Origin of the sequence: Saccharomonospora iraqiensis subsp. paurometabolica YIM 90007, assembly GCF_000231035.2 — a bacterium.
GTDB classification, from domain to species: domain Bacteria; phylum Actinomycetota; class Actinomycetes; order Mycobacteriales; family Pseudonocardiaceae; genus Saccharomonospora; species Saccharomonospora paurometabolica.
The window spans coordinates 38,725-39,112 of record NZ_KI912236.1; the positions used below are offsets into that span (position 1 = coordinate 38,725).

1 protein-coding gene is annotated in these 388 nt (G+C 79.9%); it reads right to left on the reverse strand.

Features of this window, described 5'->3' with window-relative positions:
* The coding region (locus SACPADRAFT_RS33885) for a hypothetical protein (RefSeq protein ID WP_233357165.1) at positions 1-243 on the reverse strand (243 nt) is incomplete at its 3' end.
* Between the last annotated feature and the right edge of the window lie 145 nt (positions 244-388).

Sequence of the window (388 nt, forward strand, 5' to 3'; positions counted from 1 at the left end):
GCGGCCGCGGTTCTCGCCGCCGCGCACCGGCACGCGGGTGCGCACGCCGAGGCCGTCGCCGTGGCCACCGAGGGACTGCGTACGGCCGAGGCCACCGGACAACCCGGGTGGGCGCGACGCCTGCGCTCCGCCCTCGCCGAGCTCGCGGCGCTGCGGGGCGACGAGAACCCGGAGCGCACGGACCCGGCGGGCACGGACGAGGTCGTGTCCCGGGTGGTGCGCGACCTCGGTGCCGGACGCCACGAGTCGGTGCTGGAGCGGCTGACCGCGGCACCTCCCGGCGTCGGGTTCCCGGGGTGTCCGGGCTGCACACGGTGCCCGACCTCGTCGAGGCCGCCACCCACGCGGCCGGGCCCGGCGGCGTGGAGGCCTGCGAGTGGCGGCGGCG